A 14,884-nucleotide genomic window follows, 5' to 3' on the forward strand; every position below is an offset into this window, starting at 1 on the left:
CGCGAAGACGTCGGCACATGTAGCATTAATGTGCCAGAGCCACCGCCTTCGCGAGCAGGCTCGCTCCCACAGTAATGAAGTGTCCGCAGCACTCAAGCAAAGTCTTTAATTTGTTTCCAAATGCACGTTCCACAATATTTTCACAATGTGTCCAAGACAATTCGCCCCCCGTATTCACAGGCCAGCCAGTAATAAATGGTAATGCTGCGGATGATCGGGCAACATTTGCGCACCGCGCAAACCCCGGGGCCGAGTACTGGCCGATAGAGGGCAGGGCGCAACTGTATTTTGAAACTTCAACTTCCAATGGGTCCTAAAACGACATGGCAATCCCGGACGCCCTGAGTCAGCAGCGAGCTTCAACTCGCCTGCTGCAACCGACCGTCAAATCGCATTTGGCCTACACGCTGCTGTGTGCACTGGTCATGATGGTGATGTTTTCCGCGCTGCGCCTTGCGCTGCTGGTCTACAACCGCGAAATGATCCTCGATACACCGGCCTCGACCTTCCTTGAGGCGTTCGCCAACGGCCTGCGTTTCGACTTGCGTCTGGTGGTGTACCTCAGTATTCCATTGCTGCTGGCGTTGTTCAGTGCCCGGGCCATGGCGGCGCGTGGGTTCTTCCGCTTTTGGCTGACGATGGCTTCCAGCATCGCGCTGTTCCTCGGCCTGATGGAGATGGACTTCTACCGTGAATTCCACCAGCGCTTGAACGGCCTGGTCTTCCAGTATGTGAAGGAAGACCCGAAAACCGTGATGAGCATGCTCTGGTACGGTTTCCCGGTGGTTCGCTACCTGCTGGCCTGGGCGGTAGGCACCTGGATCCTCAGCATGGCGTTCAAGGGCGCCGACCGGGCTACGCGTCCGCGTGGCCCCTTCAGCGGTGGCAGCATCAGCACCCGCCAGGTGGCCCCTTGGTATGCACGCGCCATGGTGTTCGTGGTTTGCCTGCTGATCTGCGTGGTCGCGGCCCGTGGCACCCTGCGTCAGGGCCCGCCCATGCGTTGGGGTGACGTCTACACCACCGATTCCAACTTCGCCAACCAACTGGGCCTGAACGGTACGTTGTCCCTGGTGGCGGCGGCGAAGAGCCGGATGTCCGAAGATCGCGACAACATCTGGAAAGCCACGTTGCCGCAACCGATGGCCCAGCAGACCGTGCGCGACATGCTGGTGATGAAGGACGACAAACTGGTGGACAGCGAGACCGCCGCGGTGCGTCGCGACTACATGCCACCGGCCGACAAGACCCTGCCGATCAAGAACGTCGTTGTGATCCTGATGGAGAGCATGGCCGGTCATTCGGTAGGTGCACTGGGCGCACCGGGCAACATCACGCCATACCTCGACAAACTGTCGCAGGAAGGCCTGCTGTTTGACCGTTTCTTCTCCAACGGTACCCACACCCACCAGGGCATGTTCGCCACCATGGCGTGCTTCCCGAACCTTCCAGGTTTCGAATACCTGATGCAGACGCCGGAAGGCAGCCACAAGTTGTCAGGCTTGCCGCAACTGCTCAGCGCCCGTGACTACGACGACGTGTACGTCTACAACGGTGACTTCGCCTGGGACAACCAGTCCGGTTTCTTCAGCAACCAGGGCATGACCAACTTCATCGGGCGTAACGACTTCGTCAACCCGGTGTTCTCCGATCCGACCTGGGGCGTGTCCGACCAGGACATGTTCAACCGTGGCCTGGAAGAGTTGAAGGCCCGCGACGGCAAGGACAAGAAACCGTTCTATGCCTTGTTGCAAACCCTGTCGAACCACACGCCGTATGCCTTGCCGACGCCATTGCCGGTCGAGCCGGTGACCGATCGCGGCAGCCTGAACGAGCATTTGACGGCGATGCGTTACGCGGACTGGGCACTGGGCCAGTTCTTCGAGAAAGCCCGCAAGGAGCCGTACTTCAAGGAAACCCTGTTTGTGGTCGTCGGCGACCACGGTTTCGGCAACGAGCGTCAGATCACCGAAATGGACCTGGGTCGTTTCAACGTGCCGATGCTGATGATTGCACCGGGCATCCAGGAAAAGTTCGGCAAGCTTGACCACACGGTCGGCACTCAAGTCGACATCGTGCCGACCATCATGGGTCGTATCGGTGGGGAAGTGCGCCATCAATGCTGGGGGCGCGACCTGCTCAACCTACCGGAAGGCGACACCGGTTTTGGCGTGATCAAGCCATCGGGCAGCGAGCAAACCACGGCCATCGTCACGGCTGACGAGATTCTGGTACTGCCCAAGGACAAGGACATGGCGCCGAAGATGTATCGGTACGAGTTGGGTGCCAAGCCTCACGCCGAAGTGGTGCCGGATGCACCGCGTACCGCCGAGATGAAAACCAAACTCGAAGCGTTCCTGCAAACGGCGACCAAGAGCCTGATCGATAACACCGCCGGTGTCGTCGACGGCAAGCCGGACTGACAACGCTCGACTAAAAGCAGCGCCAAAAAAAGAGAGGCCCTTCAAGGGTCTCTCTTTTTTTTGCCTGTTAGAACTTCATATCTTGCCGAGCAACAACAGGATCAGTATCACCACCAACACCACGCCGATGATACCGGACGGGCCATAACCCCAACTTCTGGAGTGCGGGAAGACGGGTAAACCACCGATCAGTAGCAGGATCAGAATGATGAGTAGAATTGTGCCCATGTCTATTTCCTTGCTGTAAGCGTTCAGGAATGACCTAGTTTTGAATGATCAGCAAGAATGCGATTAATTCGAGCTGCTTAAAAAATCCGACTGGTGTGAGTCGAAGAAAATTCCAAGTTTTTTCGATGTTTTTTGTGCAAGCGCTTTTTCAGTTCCCTTGGCATCGGATATTGGCGACGCTCCCGGGGTTTGCTCGGACCATTCAGCAATCTGATGGAGCGTGGGTCGGGTTATTTCCTTCGCTACACTCGACCCATCTTTCCCGGAACAACAAGGCTGTTTGCTATGCAAAATCGCATGATGATCACTGGTGCGGGCTCTGGCCTGGGTCGCGAAATCGCGCTGCGCTGGGCGCGTGAAGGTTGGCAACTGGCCTTGTCCGACGTCAGCGAGCCTGGCTTGCAGGAAACCCTCAAACTCGTACGCCAAGCTGGCGGTGATGGATTCATTCAGCGCTGCGACGTTCGCGACTACAGCCAGTTGACGGCTTTTGCCCAGGCCTGCGAAGAGAAGCTTGGCGGTGTGGACATCATCGTCAACAACGCGGGCGTGGCCTCTGGCGGGTTCTTCAGCGAACTGTCCCTGGAAGACTGGGACTGGCAGATCGCGATCAACCTGATGGGCGTCGTCAAAGGCTGCAAGGCGTTCCTGCCGCTGCTGGAAAAGAGCAAAGGCAAGATCATCAACATCGCGTCGATGGCGGCGCTGATGCAAGGCCCGGCCATGAGCAACTACAACGTGGCCAAGGCAGGCGTAGTGGCATTGTCCGAAAGCCTGCTGATCGAACTGGCACACCAGGAAATCGGTGTGCATGTGGTGTGCCCGTCGTTCTTCCAGACCAATCTGCTGGACTCCTTCCGGGGACCGACCCCGGCCATGAAGGCACAGGTTGGCAAGCTGTTGGAAAGCTCGCCGATCACTGCTGCCGACATTGCCGACTACATCTACCAGCAAGTCGCCGCCGGCGAGTTCATGATTCTGCCCCACGAACAGGGCCGCATGGCCTGGGCCCTCAAGCAGAAGAACCCGCAGTTGCTTTACAACGAAATGACCGTCATGGCCGACAAGATGCGAGCGAAGGCCAAACAAAACGCGGGCTGAACTTGCCCGCCATCAACGGCATCGTTAGGGTGGCCGCCATCGGCCATCCTATCGAGACGCTCGCATGCTCAATTACTTGTGGTTTTTTCTTGCCGCGCTGTTTGAAATCGCCGGCTGCTTCGCCTTCTGGATGTGGCTGCGCCAGGGTAAAAGCATCTGGTGGGTTTTGCCGGCGCTGCTCAGCCTGACTCTGTTCGCGCTGCTGCTGACCCGCATTGAGGCCGCCTACGCCGGGCGCGCTTATGCCGCTTATGGCGGCATCTACATCATTGCATCCATTGGCTGGCTGGCGGTGGTCGAGCGGATTCGTCCATTGGGTTCTGACTGGATTGGCGTGGCGCTGTGCGTGATCGGCGCAAGCGTGATCCTGTTCGGCCCACGTTTTTCCGCTTCCTGAAGGATCGTTCGTACATTTCAACGACTTGTCAGACGTTTCCGTCAGGAGGGATGGTCGTTGGCTGTCAGTTCGGTCTGGATTACCGCCGTTGCCTTGAAGGCACGCCACGCGCCGGGCATCTTCAGGGGCCGGTTACCCTGAAGGACAAAGGTCATGCTAGTACTCAGTCGCGTTGTGGGCGAATTGATTTCCATCGGTGACACCATTTCCATACGCGTCGTTGCAGTCGATGGAAACAGTGTGCGTTTCGGCGTCGAAGCGCCCAAAAACGTCAACGTTCACCGGTCCGAAATCTACGAGCGTATCCAGCGCAAACTGGCCCGTCAGAAAAAATCAGTCGAATAAGTGCTTGGGCACATCGTGCTTGAGCATCAATTGGCATTGCTCGCTTTCGGGGTCGAAAACGATCAATGCCTGTCCTTTGATCAGTGCCTGGCGCACCCGTAATACGCGGGTTTGCAGTGGCGTATCATCGCCGTTATCGGTGCCGTCACGGGTCACGAAATCCTCGATCAGGCGGGTCAGGGTGTCGACTTCAAGTTGGTCGTGGGGAATCAGCATAGGCACCTCGGGTCATCAATGGCGCGATGCTACGGCGAATGAGGGATTGGGGCTAGCCTCGACCTGATGTGTTGCTTGATCTGCCGCTTCGCGAGCAGGCTCGCTCCCACAGTTTGACCGCGTACTCCTGTGGGAGCGAGCCTGCTCGCGAAAGCAATTTTTCAGGCAATACACATATCGCTCAGGTATCCGAGCGCTGCCCCACCAGACTGTCCACCGACGGCACCCGCGTATCGCTCTCCATTTGCGTGTCATGTTCTAGCTGATGACTGAAGCGGTCCAGCGAACCCGTGGCCGGTTGCGCATCGCTGGCGAACACCGGTGGGCTGAGGATATAGGCACCGAGCAAGCGGCTGAGGGCGGCCAGGCTGTCGATGTGGGTGCGTTCATAGCCGTGGGTTGCGTCGCAGCCGAAGGCGAGCAGGGCGGTGCGGATGTCATGGCCGGCGGTCACCGCCGAGTGGGCATCGCTGAAGTAGTAACGAAACAGGTCGCGGCGTACCGGTAACTCGTTGTCGCTGGCCAGGCGCAGCAGGTGCCGCGACAAGTGATAGTCATAGGGGCCGCCTGAGTCCTGCATCGCGATGCTCACGGCGTGTTCGCTGGAATGTTGGCCCGGCGCGACCGGAGCGATGTCGATGCCGACGAACTCACTCACGTCCCAGGGCAGTGCCGCCGCTGCGCCGCTGCCGGTTTCCTCGGTGATGGTGAACAGCGGGTGGCAGTCGATCAACAATTCTTCACCGCTGTCGACGATCGCTTTCAACGCCGCCAGCAACGCGGCGACACCGGCCTTGTCGTCGAGGTGGCGGGCGCTGATGTGGCCGCTTTCGGTGAATTCCGGCAGAGGGTCGAAGGCGACGAAATCACCGACGCTGATCCCCAGGGAGTCGCAATCGGCACGGGTCGCGCAGTAGGCGTCCAGGCGCAATTCAACGTGATCCCAACTGATGGGCATTTCATCCACGGCGGTGTTGAAGGCGTGTCCGGACGCCATCAACGGCAAGACGCTGCCACGGATCACGCCGTTGTCGGTGAACAGACTCACTCGACTGCCCTCGGCGAAACGGCTGGACCAGCAACCGACCGGGGCCAGGGTCAGGCGGCCGTTGTCCTTGACCGCCCGCACGGCCGCGCCGATGGTGTCCAGATGAGCCGACACGGCGCGGTCGGGGCTGTTCTTCTTGCCCTTGAGGGTGGCGCGGATCGTGCCACGGCGGGTCATCTCGAACGGAATGCCCAGCTCTTCAAGACGCTCGGCGACATAGCGCACGATGGTATCGGTGAACCCGGTGGGGCTGGGAATGGCGAGCATTTCCAGCAGGACTTTTTGCAGGTAGGTGAGGTCTGGTTCGGGAGATTTAATGGTCATGGAAACTCCTGATGGGTTGAGCGCATCGATGGTTTCGATGAGGTTTTGGGTGCCTGGCAGGCCGCCTTCGCGAGCAGGCTCACTCCCACAGTTAACCGCGTACCCCTGTGGGAGCGAGCCTGCTCGCGAAAGGGCCAGTACAGGCACCAAATTACTTGCAGGCCACTGACTGACTGTGTGGAAACAATAAATCCACAAAACGCTCAGCCGTCGGTTGCGGCTCATGATTGGCCAGCCCGGCGCGTTCGTTGGCTTCGATAAACACGTACTCCGGTTGATCGGCGGCGGATACCATCAGGTCGAGGCCGACCATGGGAATGTCCAGTGCCCGCGCGGCGCGTACCGCTGCGTCCACCAGGGTCGGGTGCAGGATCGCGGTGACGTCCTCAAGTACCCCGCCCGTATGAAGATTCGCCGTACGTCGCACGAACAGATGTTCGCCCGCCGGCAAAATGCTGCACTCGTCATAACCGGCCGCCTGCAAGGTGCGCCGGGTTTCCTGGTCCAGCGGGATTTTGCTTTCACCACCGGTGGCCGCCTGGCGTCGTCGGCTCTGGGCTTCGATCAGCGCGCCGATGGAATGCTGACCATCGCCCACCACTTCGGCCGGCCGACGAATCGCGGCGGCGACCACCTCAAAACCGATCACCAGAACCCGCAGGTCCAGGCCTTCGTGGAAGCTTTCCAGCAACACGCGACTGTCGAATTGGCGAGCGGCTTCGATGGCTTGCTGAACGTCCTCGATGGTTTGCAGGTCCACGGCCACGCCTTGACCCTGCTCGCCGTCCAACGGCTTGACCACCAGCCTGCGGTGTTCGTCGAGAAACGCCAGGTTGTCATCGGCGTTACCTGCCAGTTGCTGCGCGGGCAGGTTCAGGCCGGCAGCCTTGAGTACTTTATGGGTCAGGCTTTTGTCCTGGCACAGCGTCATGCTGACAGCGCTGGTCAGGTCGCTGAGGGACTCGCGACAGCGCACCCGGCGTCCGCCATGGCTGAGGGTGAACATCCCGGCATCGGCATCATCCACTTGCACATCGATGCCGCGCCGGTGTGCTTCCTCGACGATGATCCGCGCGTAGGGATTGAACTCGGCTTCAGGACCAGGGCCGAGAAACAGCGGCTGATTGATACCGTTCTTGCGCTTGATGGCAAAGGTCGAGAGGTTGCGAAAACCGAGCTTGGTGTAAAGATTTTTCGCCTGACGGTTGTCGTGCAGTACCGACAAATCGAGGTAACTCAACCCACGGCTCATGAAATGCTCAATCAAATGCCGCACCAGCACCTCGCCAACACCCGGTCGTGAACAATGCGGATCGACGGCCAGGCACCACAGGCTGCTGCCGTTTTCCGGATCGTTGAAGGCCTTGCGATGATTGAGACCCATGACGCTGCCAATCACCGCGCCGCTGTCCTCGTCTTCGGCCAGCCAGTACACCGGGCCACCCAAGTGATGCGGGGTCAGTAAGGTGGCATCGATGGGAAGCATGCCGCGGGCTTGATACAACTGGTTGATCGCTTGCCAATCCGCCTCGCTTTGCACGCGGCGAATACGAAAGCCACGAAACACCCGGGTGGCCTGACGGTAATCGCTGAACCACAGGCGCAAGGTGTCGGACGGGTCGAGGAACAACTGGGTCGGCTCCAGTCCCAGCACTTGCTGGGGCGCGGCGACGTACAGCGCAATGTCGCGCTCGCCGGGCTGCTCGTTGAGCAACTCCCGGGCGAGACGGGTCGCATCGGCAAAGGTGTGGCCGATCAGCAACCGGCCCCAGCCGCAATGCACCGCGATTGGCGCGGCACCGAGTTCGCTGCCGTCTTCGGCCAAACGTGCCTGCAAGCGTTCGTAGGAGGGCGACTGACCTCGCAGTAAACGCTGGCTGATGGCCGTAGCATGAGGTTTCATCGATCAGATTCCTTGTTCGCTGAGCCACAGGTTCAGGGCCGCCAGTTGCCACAGCTTCGAGCCGCGCAACGGGGTCAGCTGGCCTTGCGGGTCGGTCAATAGGCGATCGAGCATCGCCGGGTTGAACAGGCCGCGATCCTGACTCGGATCGAGCAACAGTTCGCGCACCCAGTTCAGCGTATCGCCGTGCAAATGCTTGAGGCCCGGCACCGGGAAGTAGCCTTTCTTGCGGTCGATCACTTCGCTGGGGATCACCTGCCGTGCGGCTTCCTTGAGCACCTGTTTGCCACCGTCGGGCAGTTTGAATTTGCCGGGCACTCGGGCGGATAACTCCACCAGCCGGTAATCGAGAAACGGCGTGCGGGCTTCCAGGCCCCAGGCCATGGTCATGTTGTCGACGCGTTTGACCGGGTCGTCCACCAGCATCACCGTGCTGTCCAAGCGCAAGGCTTTATCCACGGCGGCATCGGCGCCAGGTCGTGCGAAATGTTCTTTCACGAAGTCGCCCGCGGCGTCATTCGCCGTCAGCCATTTTGGTTGCACGGTGGCGGCGTAGTCCTCGTAGCTGCGATCGAAAAACGCCTCGCGATAGGCCGCGTACGGATCGCTGGCGCCGTCCACCTGTGGATACCAGTGGTAACCGGCGAACAACTCGTCGGCACCCTGGCCGCTTTGCACCACCTTGCAGTGCTTGGCCACTTCCCGGGACAGCAGGTAAAAGGCGATGCAGTCATGGCTGACCATCGGCTCGCTCATCGCGCGGAACGCGGCGGGCAGTTGTTTGATGATCTCTTTCTCATCGATGCGCAGTTGGTGATGCTGCGTGCCGTAGTGCTGAGCGATCAGGTCCGAATATTGAAATTCGTCGCCGCGCTCGCCGCCGGCATCCTGGAAACCGATGGAAAAGGTCGAGAGATTGTCCACGCCGACTTCACGCAACAGACCGACGAGCAGGCTCGAATCGACGCCGCCGGACAGCAGCACGCCGACATCCACTGCCGCGCGCTGACGAATCGCTACGGCCTCGCGGGTGCTGTCGAGCACCCGGTCGCGCCAGTCTTCGAGGGTCAGGTTCGTTTCATCGGCGTGCGGGCCATAGGGTAGGGTCCACCAGGTTTTCTGCTCGGTGGTGCCATCCGCTTCGATGCGCATCCAGGTGGCTGGCGGCAGCTTTTCGATGCCGGCCAACAAGGTGCGCGGTGCCGGGACCACTGCGTGAAAGTTCAGGTAGTGGTTGAGCGCGACCGGATCGAGGATCGGGTTGATATCACCGCCCTGTAGCAAGGCCGGCAAGGAAGAGGCGAAACGCAGGCGTTGGCCGGTGCGCGACAGGTACAGCGGTTTCACGCCGAGGCGGTCGCGGGCGATGAACAGGCGTTGGGCATCGCGATCCCAGATGGCGAACGCAAACATGCCATTGAGTTTGGGCAGTAGCGCTTCACCCCAGGCATGAAAGCCCTTGAGCAGCACTTCGGTGTCGCCACCGGAATAGAAGGCGTAACCCAGGCTTTCCAGTTCGGTACGCAGTTCGGGGAAGTTGTAGATCGCGCCGTTGAAGGCCAGGGAAAGACCCAGTTGATGGTCGATCATCGGCTGCGCCGAGCGGTTCGACAGGTCCATGATTTTCAGGCGTCGATGGCCCAGGGCAATCGGCCCCTGACTGTGAAAACCCCAGGCGTCAGGGCCGCGTGGCGCCAGGTGATGGGTGATTCGCTCAATGGCTGCAAGGTCTGCAGGTTGATGGTCAAAACGTAACTCGCCAGCTAATCCGCACATAAATTCCTTACCGGTTTTTCCGTTGGGGAGGGTCAATCGATACCGCGCCAAAACGGCGGGTACTCAGAAACTGACCTGCCTCGGTAGTGGGAGTTTTAGATCGATGAGTTATAAGCGGATGCCACCGGTCGAAGGGCATGCGCAGCACAGGTGCGCATGGCTGTGGTGGTAATTAATGATGTGATGCATGGGAATAGCTGCTTGGAAGCGCTTGGGTCCGATCCGGTATTCGAATTATCAAATGCCTGTCGTGCTTCTTAAACTGAGCGCCTCATAACGCAATAAGGATATTGCTCATGCAACCCACAACACCCAAGGTCGCCGCTGCGGCCGTGTCGATGACCCCCGCGCAACGTCTTGAAGCTTTGCTGGAACACACCGGTGATCTGGACAAGGCTCAAGTGCTGCAAACGTCTGTCCCGGATTGGTTGGCGGATGCGGATCTGAAAGTGATTCAGGCGCTGAGGGCAGCGTTCGAGCAGTCGTCTGTTACTCAAGGCAAGGTGGCAACGGCCCTCGAAAAACTCGAGCCGTTGGACGAGTTTTGCAAAGGGCAGCTCACAAGCTACCTCAAGGACAAATGGACCATCGATTTCGACGTCGAGCGGGACACACTGGACATCGCAAAAAAGACCTATACATCAATAGGAATAGCTCCGGTCGGCTACCAGTCTGGAGAAAGCACTGCATCACGCAGCCTGCTCCATGCGGCGATGGAGAATTTCACCGCGGAGGAGGCGAAACGCGGCGGCATCCCGGCGGAATCGGTGATACGAATCGATGCGATAGCGCAGTCAGGCACTGAATTAACTCCTGAAAAATTCGCAACGTTTTGCCGTGAGCTCGATTTGGGTGGCCGCTATCAGCGCCATATCAGCGAGGTTTTGGCGTTACCGGCCAAGCCCGCGAACGGTGTACCGGTCACCACTGGACCCTCTCCCGCCGATATCCGCTGGTTGAAGGTGCTGGACATGCAAATCGCTGTGCACTTGGCCTACCTGAAAAACGACATTACCCAGGCCGCTTACACGATGCTGGCGAGTGTGATCGAACAGGATGTACCCGCGGCTCAGACCCGGAACGCAGTGTTCGATGGCGGGCCGGTACTTTGGCAAGGCTTGATGATTCACGATGCCTGCATCTGTGGCGCTCTGGTGTTTACCAGGGTTTCCATCGATGCCGAGCCGAACGCCAGGTGCGTGGTTTACATGCCGAACGAACCGCGGCGGCCACTGTATGAATACGCCTCGCTCGACGAGTTCAAACTCTACCTGACCCTCAAGTTGCAAACCGAGGCGTACAGGAAGTCTTTCACCGAGCAGTACTTGCACGGACACGATAAAACCGATTTTTTTACCCTGTTTGACAAGGGCAAGACCCTGGGGACACTAACGGCTTCTCCTGCGGACACCTGCGTTGCCGATTTTCTCTTCAGTGCATTTGTCAGCACTGTCCAGCAAGACGCGCGAATTCTTGCGGTCCCCACCGCAGACGTCGATGAGCAACAACGGGAAAAAAACCTTCAGCTATTGCTCGATGGCGGTCTGTTGCTGTTGAACGCCGCTGCGTTTTTTGTACCCGTGATTGGCCAACTGATGCTGGTGGCGGCGGTCGTCGACATCGTCAGCGAAGTGTACGAAGGCGTGGAGGATTGGACCCACGACGAACGAACAGAAGCGCTGTCGCATTTGTTGAATGTTGTTGAAAACATCGCGCAAATGGCGGCCTTTGCGGTGGGGGGGAAGGTTATTTCGACGGCTGTCAGCAGAAGCGTGAAGGAGCAGGAGGCGTTCTTCGAAGGTTTCGAAGCCGTGACTCGCACCGATGGCAAGGCAAAACTCTGGAAACCCGACCTGGAACCCTATAAACAGAGCACGGCACTGCCAGCCGATGTGCAACCTGATTCACAAGGGCTTTATCGGCATGCCGGCCAGGTGTCGATCGTTATGGATGGCGCGGCCTATCGAGTCACTCAAAACGTTGCGGGTGCGGCATGGACCATCAAGCATCCTGGCCGAATTGACGCATTCCAGCCTGCTGTCGAACGACACGTGGAAGGTGGCTGGCGGCATGGCCATGAGCATGTGCACGAGTGGCACGACGGTGCATATGCATTGGAGCGTACAAGTCCGAGCTTGAGCGATCCGGGAGTTGACCTGGAAGCGATTGCCGAAATCACCGACATGACACCTGACAAGCTGCACTATTTGCATGAATACAACCTCAGGTTGCCGCAGCGGCTGAGCGATTGTGTCGAGCGTTTCAAAATCGACCGGCGCATCACCGCGATGGTCGCGGCAATGGAGCAGGGAGAGTCTGCCAATACGGACTTCGTACAGGAGCAACTGCATACGCTGCCGGGACTGCCGGGGTGGCCCATGGAGCGTTTTATCGCTGTGCTCGACCAGGAAGAGGAGATCGTTTCACTGTTCCCTGAAACGGCACCGATCGAAGACGAGGTCAACTGTGTGCACGTTTCCGAGGCACAGCTTGAAGCAGGGCAACTACTCGACACTGTCCTCAGTGGCCTCAAACCGAAAGAGGTGGAGGGCATGATCGGCAGCACGAGCACTGAGTCGAAATCGCAGCTGTTGGCAAAGAAGATCGCGGCAAGTCTCAAGAGCAATCGCCAGCCATTGTTTGAATGGCTCTTTAAAATTCATGACGGCACTGCCACCGGCGACCTTGCAACACTGCGCGAACACGCCGTTGACCTGCCCACCCGCGTGTGTGATGAGTTGTTGAGTAAAGCCTCTGGCAGGGACCGCCGTTTTTTGCATGACCGCAAGATCCTCGGAATGGACCTCACCCGACAGGTCAAGGCTGCGCAGGCCACGTTACGGCAGGACCGCGCGCTCATGGGATTGCATCTCCCGCACCAGGCCAATGCCGACACCGACAAACTGGCGCTCGGCCTGATGGATCGGGTGCAAGGCTGGGATGACGCTTATCGACTGGAAGTACGGCAGGGATCGGCGACCGGCACCTTGCTCGACAGCGTGGGCGAAGTCGAGGCGCCGTCGCGCGGGGTCATCGTCAAGACGTCCAGTGGCTATCAGGTCACCCGAACCAACGGCAATGTGGCTTCCACGCTGACGAGCGAGACACTGCTTGAGTCGATTCTGGATGCATTGCCTGCCAGCCAGCGCACTCGCATGGGGTTAACCGGCGACGATGCACTGGATGGCCGGGCACTACGATTACGCCTGTCGAGGGCTGCCGCTGGCGATCCTGTGCACACCGGGCAGGTGCTGCGGGGCGAACGCAGTGAAACACCGAAGCATCTTTTAGCCTGTGTCCAGGCAGACCCTCCCGCGACAGGCTCCTATGCACGAGGCCTGATTCGCAAAGTCAGAAAACTCTATCCACTGTTCACTGACGCCCAGGCTTCGTCGTTTCTCGACAACGCCGGCAGTACCCAGATGCTGCGGGTGAATCGAATCACGGTGCTGGAGCAGCAGCTGAAGACTTTGCGCCGGGTGTTGCAAACCTGGTGTGCCGATGAAGCGCAAATGAAGGCGTTACCGGGACGGCTGAACGATATCCGTATCAACCGTCGTCAGGTGGCCAATGCCATCGAAAATAGTTGGCGTCGGGTCGAGCCGACGCGGCGACCGGAAGATCATCCATTCACCACGCTCAAGCTGGAACGTAATCCCGTGGGCACGTTGCCAACGCTGACCGAACAGGATGTTGCGCATGTCCGTAGCCTCTCCATAAAGGACATGGACGCGGGTGATGAGCTGGCGTACTTCCTCAGGCCTTTCAAGCGCCTGATCCGTCTGGAACTGGACGGGAACAAACTCACGCGATTGCCCGAAGCACTCTCGCACATGCCCAACCTTCAACACTTGAGCCTCAACGACAATCAGGTGGTACTGACCGAGTACACGTTGCGCAAACTGGCGGACATGCGTGAACTGCGAACGCTGTCGCTGAGCGGCAATCGGCTGGGGGCCACGCTTGATGTGCGCAAAATGTTCGACCTGAATGGACTGTTCCTGAGGGATACACATGCTACCGAGTTGCCAGTGGGGCTCAGTCGCTTGCCGAATCTGGACATGGTCGATCTGCGAGGCAACGATATTGCGAACTTGCCCGATTGGCTGTTCGAGATGCCACGACGATTTTCCGAAACGATCAATCTGCGGCATAACCCATTGTCCGCGCAGAGCGCGACGAAACTGAAGGCCTATCGTGACTCGACAGGCCTGGGGATGGGGTATCACGAAGATGACACGGCGGTGATCAATGAGCAGGCGGCCAGGGACTTGTGGATGCCGGACTCGCGTGAGCAGGGCTATGCCAGTCGTAACCGCGCATGGATCGCGTTGAAGAACGAACCAGCGTCCGATGGATTCTTCAGATTACTGGCAGAGACGGGAAGCACGGCCGATAGTCGCTATGTGCGTGAAGACATGACCCGTCGGGTTTGGCGTGTCATCGAGGCGGCTGAAGGTGATCCGGCATTGCGTGATCAGCTGCTGTCGATGGCAGTGAAATCCAATTGCGCCGATTCTGCGGCAACGATCTTCAGCAATCTTGAGGTGGCCGTCGAAATCGACAAGGTGGTTCATCACTCGGTCAATGCTCACGACCGGGCCGAACGATTGCTGAAACTGGGGCGCAGCCTGTTTAAGCTGGACTACCTGGCCAGGGTCGCCCAGGAACATATCAAGGACAAACCTCAGCTCGATCCGGTAGAGGTGGAACTGGCCTATCGCACCGGGTTGGCCGAACGCCTCGATCTGATCGGCCAGCCTCGGCATATGCGCTATGCATCGCTGAGCGGGGTTAAGCCCACTGACCTCGACGCGGCGTATAACCGGGTCCTGCGCGCGCAGCTCTCACCCGAACTCTTGAAGTATTTGAGCGGGCGCACGTTTTGGGTGGATTTTTTGCGTGAGCACCATGGTCAACAGTTCGCCGACCTTGCCCAACCCTTTCACCAGCGCATGGAGACAGCCTTCGAAAACCAGGCAAAGCTTGGCGATACGTATCGCCAGCAGGTCGACGGCATCATGGAAGAGATGCAACGGGCTGAAACTGGTTTGCTGGAGCGTCTGACACAGGCCGCCATGGCGGCCGAAGCGTCGAGCTCCTGCTACGCCCTCGATTGAGCG

At 59.0% G+C, this 14,884-nt stretch carries 10 protein-coding genes; 5 read left to right on the forward strand and 5 right to left on the reverse strand.

Annotated features, from left to right (window positions below; all coding sequences use genetic code 11):
• Positions 1–323 precede the first annotated feature (323 nt).
• Complete coding sequence (locus ACSFE6_RS06930; protein ID WP_435426902.1) at positions 324–2,423, forward strand: LTA synthase family protein; 2,100 nt, start codon at positions 324–326, stop codon at positions 2,421–2,423.
• Between the two features lie 75 nt (positions 2,424–2,498).
• Here the strand turns inward: ACSFE6_RS06930 and ACSFE6_RS06935 are convergent, their stop codons facing one another.
• Positions 2,499–2,657: a DUF3309 family protein gene (locus tag ACSFE6_RS06935; protein WP_170948722.1), complete on the reverse strand. Its 159-nt coding sequence runs from the start codon at positions 2,655–2,657 to the stop codon at positions 2,499–2,501.
• A 279-nt stretch (positions 2,658–2,936) separates the two neighbouring features.
• On the opposite strand from ACSFE6_RS06935, the gene ACSFE6_RS06940 reads away from it, so the two are divergent.
• The 3 genes from ACSFE6_RS06940 to csrA all read left to right on the forward strand — a co-directional run bounded on the left by ACSFE6_RS06940 (position 2,937) and on the right by csrA (position 4,494).
• On the forward strand, positions 2,937–3,752 hold the full coding sequence (locus ACSFE6_RS06940; protein ID WP_435426903.1) for an SDR family oxidoreductase: 816 nt from the start codon (positions 2,937–2,939) through the stop codon (positions 3,750–3,752).
• A 64-nt stretch (positions 3,753–3,816) separates the two neighbouring features.
• Positions 3,817–4,149, forward strand: coding sequence for a YnfA family protein (locus tag ACSFE6_RS06945; RefSeq protein WP_435426904.1), 333 nt, complete (start codon positions 3,817–3,819; stop codon positions 4,147–4,149).
• A 153-nt stretch (positions 4,150–4,302) separates the two neighbouring features.
• Positions 4,303–4,494 carry a carbon storage regulator CsrA gene (gene csrA, locus ACSFE6_RS06950; protein WP_435426905.1) on the forward strand — a complete coding sequence of 64 codons (192 nt, stop codon included), beginning with the start codon at positions 4,303–4,305 and terminating at the stop codon, positions 4,492–4,494.
• Here csrA and ACSFE6_RS06955 read toward each other — a convergent pair.
• From ACSFE6_RS06955 to ACSFE6_RS06970, 4 genes are all read right to left on the reverse strand, one after another.
• Positions 4,483–4,710, reverse strand: a complete 228-nt coding sequence (locus ACSFE6_RS06955) for a YheU family protein (protein WP_110967037.1) — start codon at positions 4,708–4,710, stop codon at positions 4,483–4,485. The genes csrA and ACSFE6_RS06955 overlap by 12 nt on opposite strands.
• Positions 4,711–4,891: 181 nt before the next feature.
• Positions 4,892–6,082, reverse strand: coding sequence for an osmoprotectant NAGGN system M42 family peptidase (locus tag ACSFE6_RS06960; RefSeq protein ID WP_435426906.1), 1,191 nt, complete (start codon positions 6,080–6,082; stop codon positions 4,892–4,894).
• Between the two features lie 151 nt (positions 6,083–6,233).
• On the reverse strand, positions 6,234–7,985 hold the full coding sequence (gene ngg / locus ACSFE6_RS06965; RefSeq protein ID WP_435426907.1) for an N-acetylglutaminylglutamine synthetase: 1,752 nt from the start codon (positions 7,983–7,985) through the stop codon (positions 6,234–6,236).
• Positions 7,986–7,988: 3 nt separating this feature from the next.
• On the reverse strand, positions 7,989–9,761 hold the full coding sequence (locus ACSFE6_RS06970; RefSeq protein WP_435426908.1) for an N-acetylglutaminylglutamine amidotransferase: 1,773 nt from the start codon (positions 9,759–9,761) through the stop codon (positions 7,989–7,991).
• Positions 9,762–10,057: 296 nt separating this feature from the next.
• Between ACSFE6_RS06970 and ACSFE6_RS06975 the strand changes: the two genes are divergently transcribed.
• Complete coding sequence (locus ACSFE6_RS06975; protein WP_435426909.1) at positions 10,058–14,881, forward strand: NEL-type E3 ubiquitin ligase domain-containing protein; 4,824 nt, start codon at positions 10,058–10,060, stop codon at positions 14,879–14,881.
• The last annotated feature ends 3 nt before the right edge of the window (positions 14,882–14,884 follow it).

Source organism: Pseudomonas baetica, from assembly GCF_051216495.1.
Lineage (GTDB): Bacteria > Pseudomonadota > Gammaproteobacteria > Pseudomonadales > Pseudomonadaceae > Aquipseudomonas > Aquipseudomonas baetica_B.

What these genes read in the sequence shown, in the direction of transcription:
- ACSFE6_RS06930 (WP_435426902.1), top strand. Translation starts at nt 324, where the DNA reads ATGGCAATCCCGGACGCCCTGAGTCAGCAGCGAGCTTCAACTCGCCTG.
- ACSFE6_RS06940 (WP_435426903.1), top strand. Translation starts at nt 2,937, where the DNA reads ATGCAAAATCGCATGATGATCACTGGTGCGGGCTCTGGCCTGGGTCGC.
- ACSFE6_RS06945 (WP_435426904.1), top strand. Translation starts at nt 3,817, where the DNA reads ATGCTCAATTACTTGTGGTTTTTTCTTGCCGCGCTGTTTGAAATCGCC.
- csrA (WP_435426905.1), top strand. Translation starts at nt 4,303, where the DNA reads ATGCTAGTACTCAGTCGCGTTGTGGGCGAATTGATTTCCATCGGTGAC.
- ACSFE6_RS06955 (WP_110967037.1), bottom strand. Translation starts at nt 4,710, where the DNA reads ATGCTGATTCCCCACGACCAACTTGAAGTCGACACCCTGACCCGCCTG.
- ACSFE6_RS06960 (WP_435426906.1), bottom strand. Translation starts at nt 6,082, where the DNA reads ATGACCATTAAATCTCCCGAACCAGACCTCACCTACCTGCAAAAAGTC.
- ngg (WP_435426907.1), bottom strand. Translation starts at nt 7,985, where the DNA reads ATGAAACCTCATGCTACGGCCATCAGCCAGCGTTTACTGCGAGGTCAG.
- ACSFE6_RS06970 (WP_435426908.1), bottom strand. Translation starts at nt 9,761, where the DNA reads ATGTGCGGATTAGCTGGCGAGTTACGTTTTGACCATCAACCTGCAGAC.
- ACSFE6_RS06975 (WP_435426909.1), top strand. Translation starts at nt 10,058, where the DNA reads ATGCAACCCACAACACCCAAGGTCGCCGCTGCGGCCGTGTCGATGACC.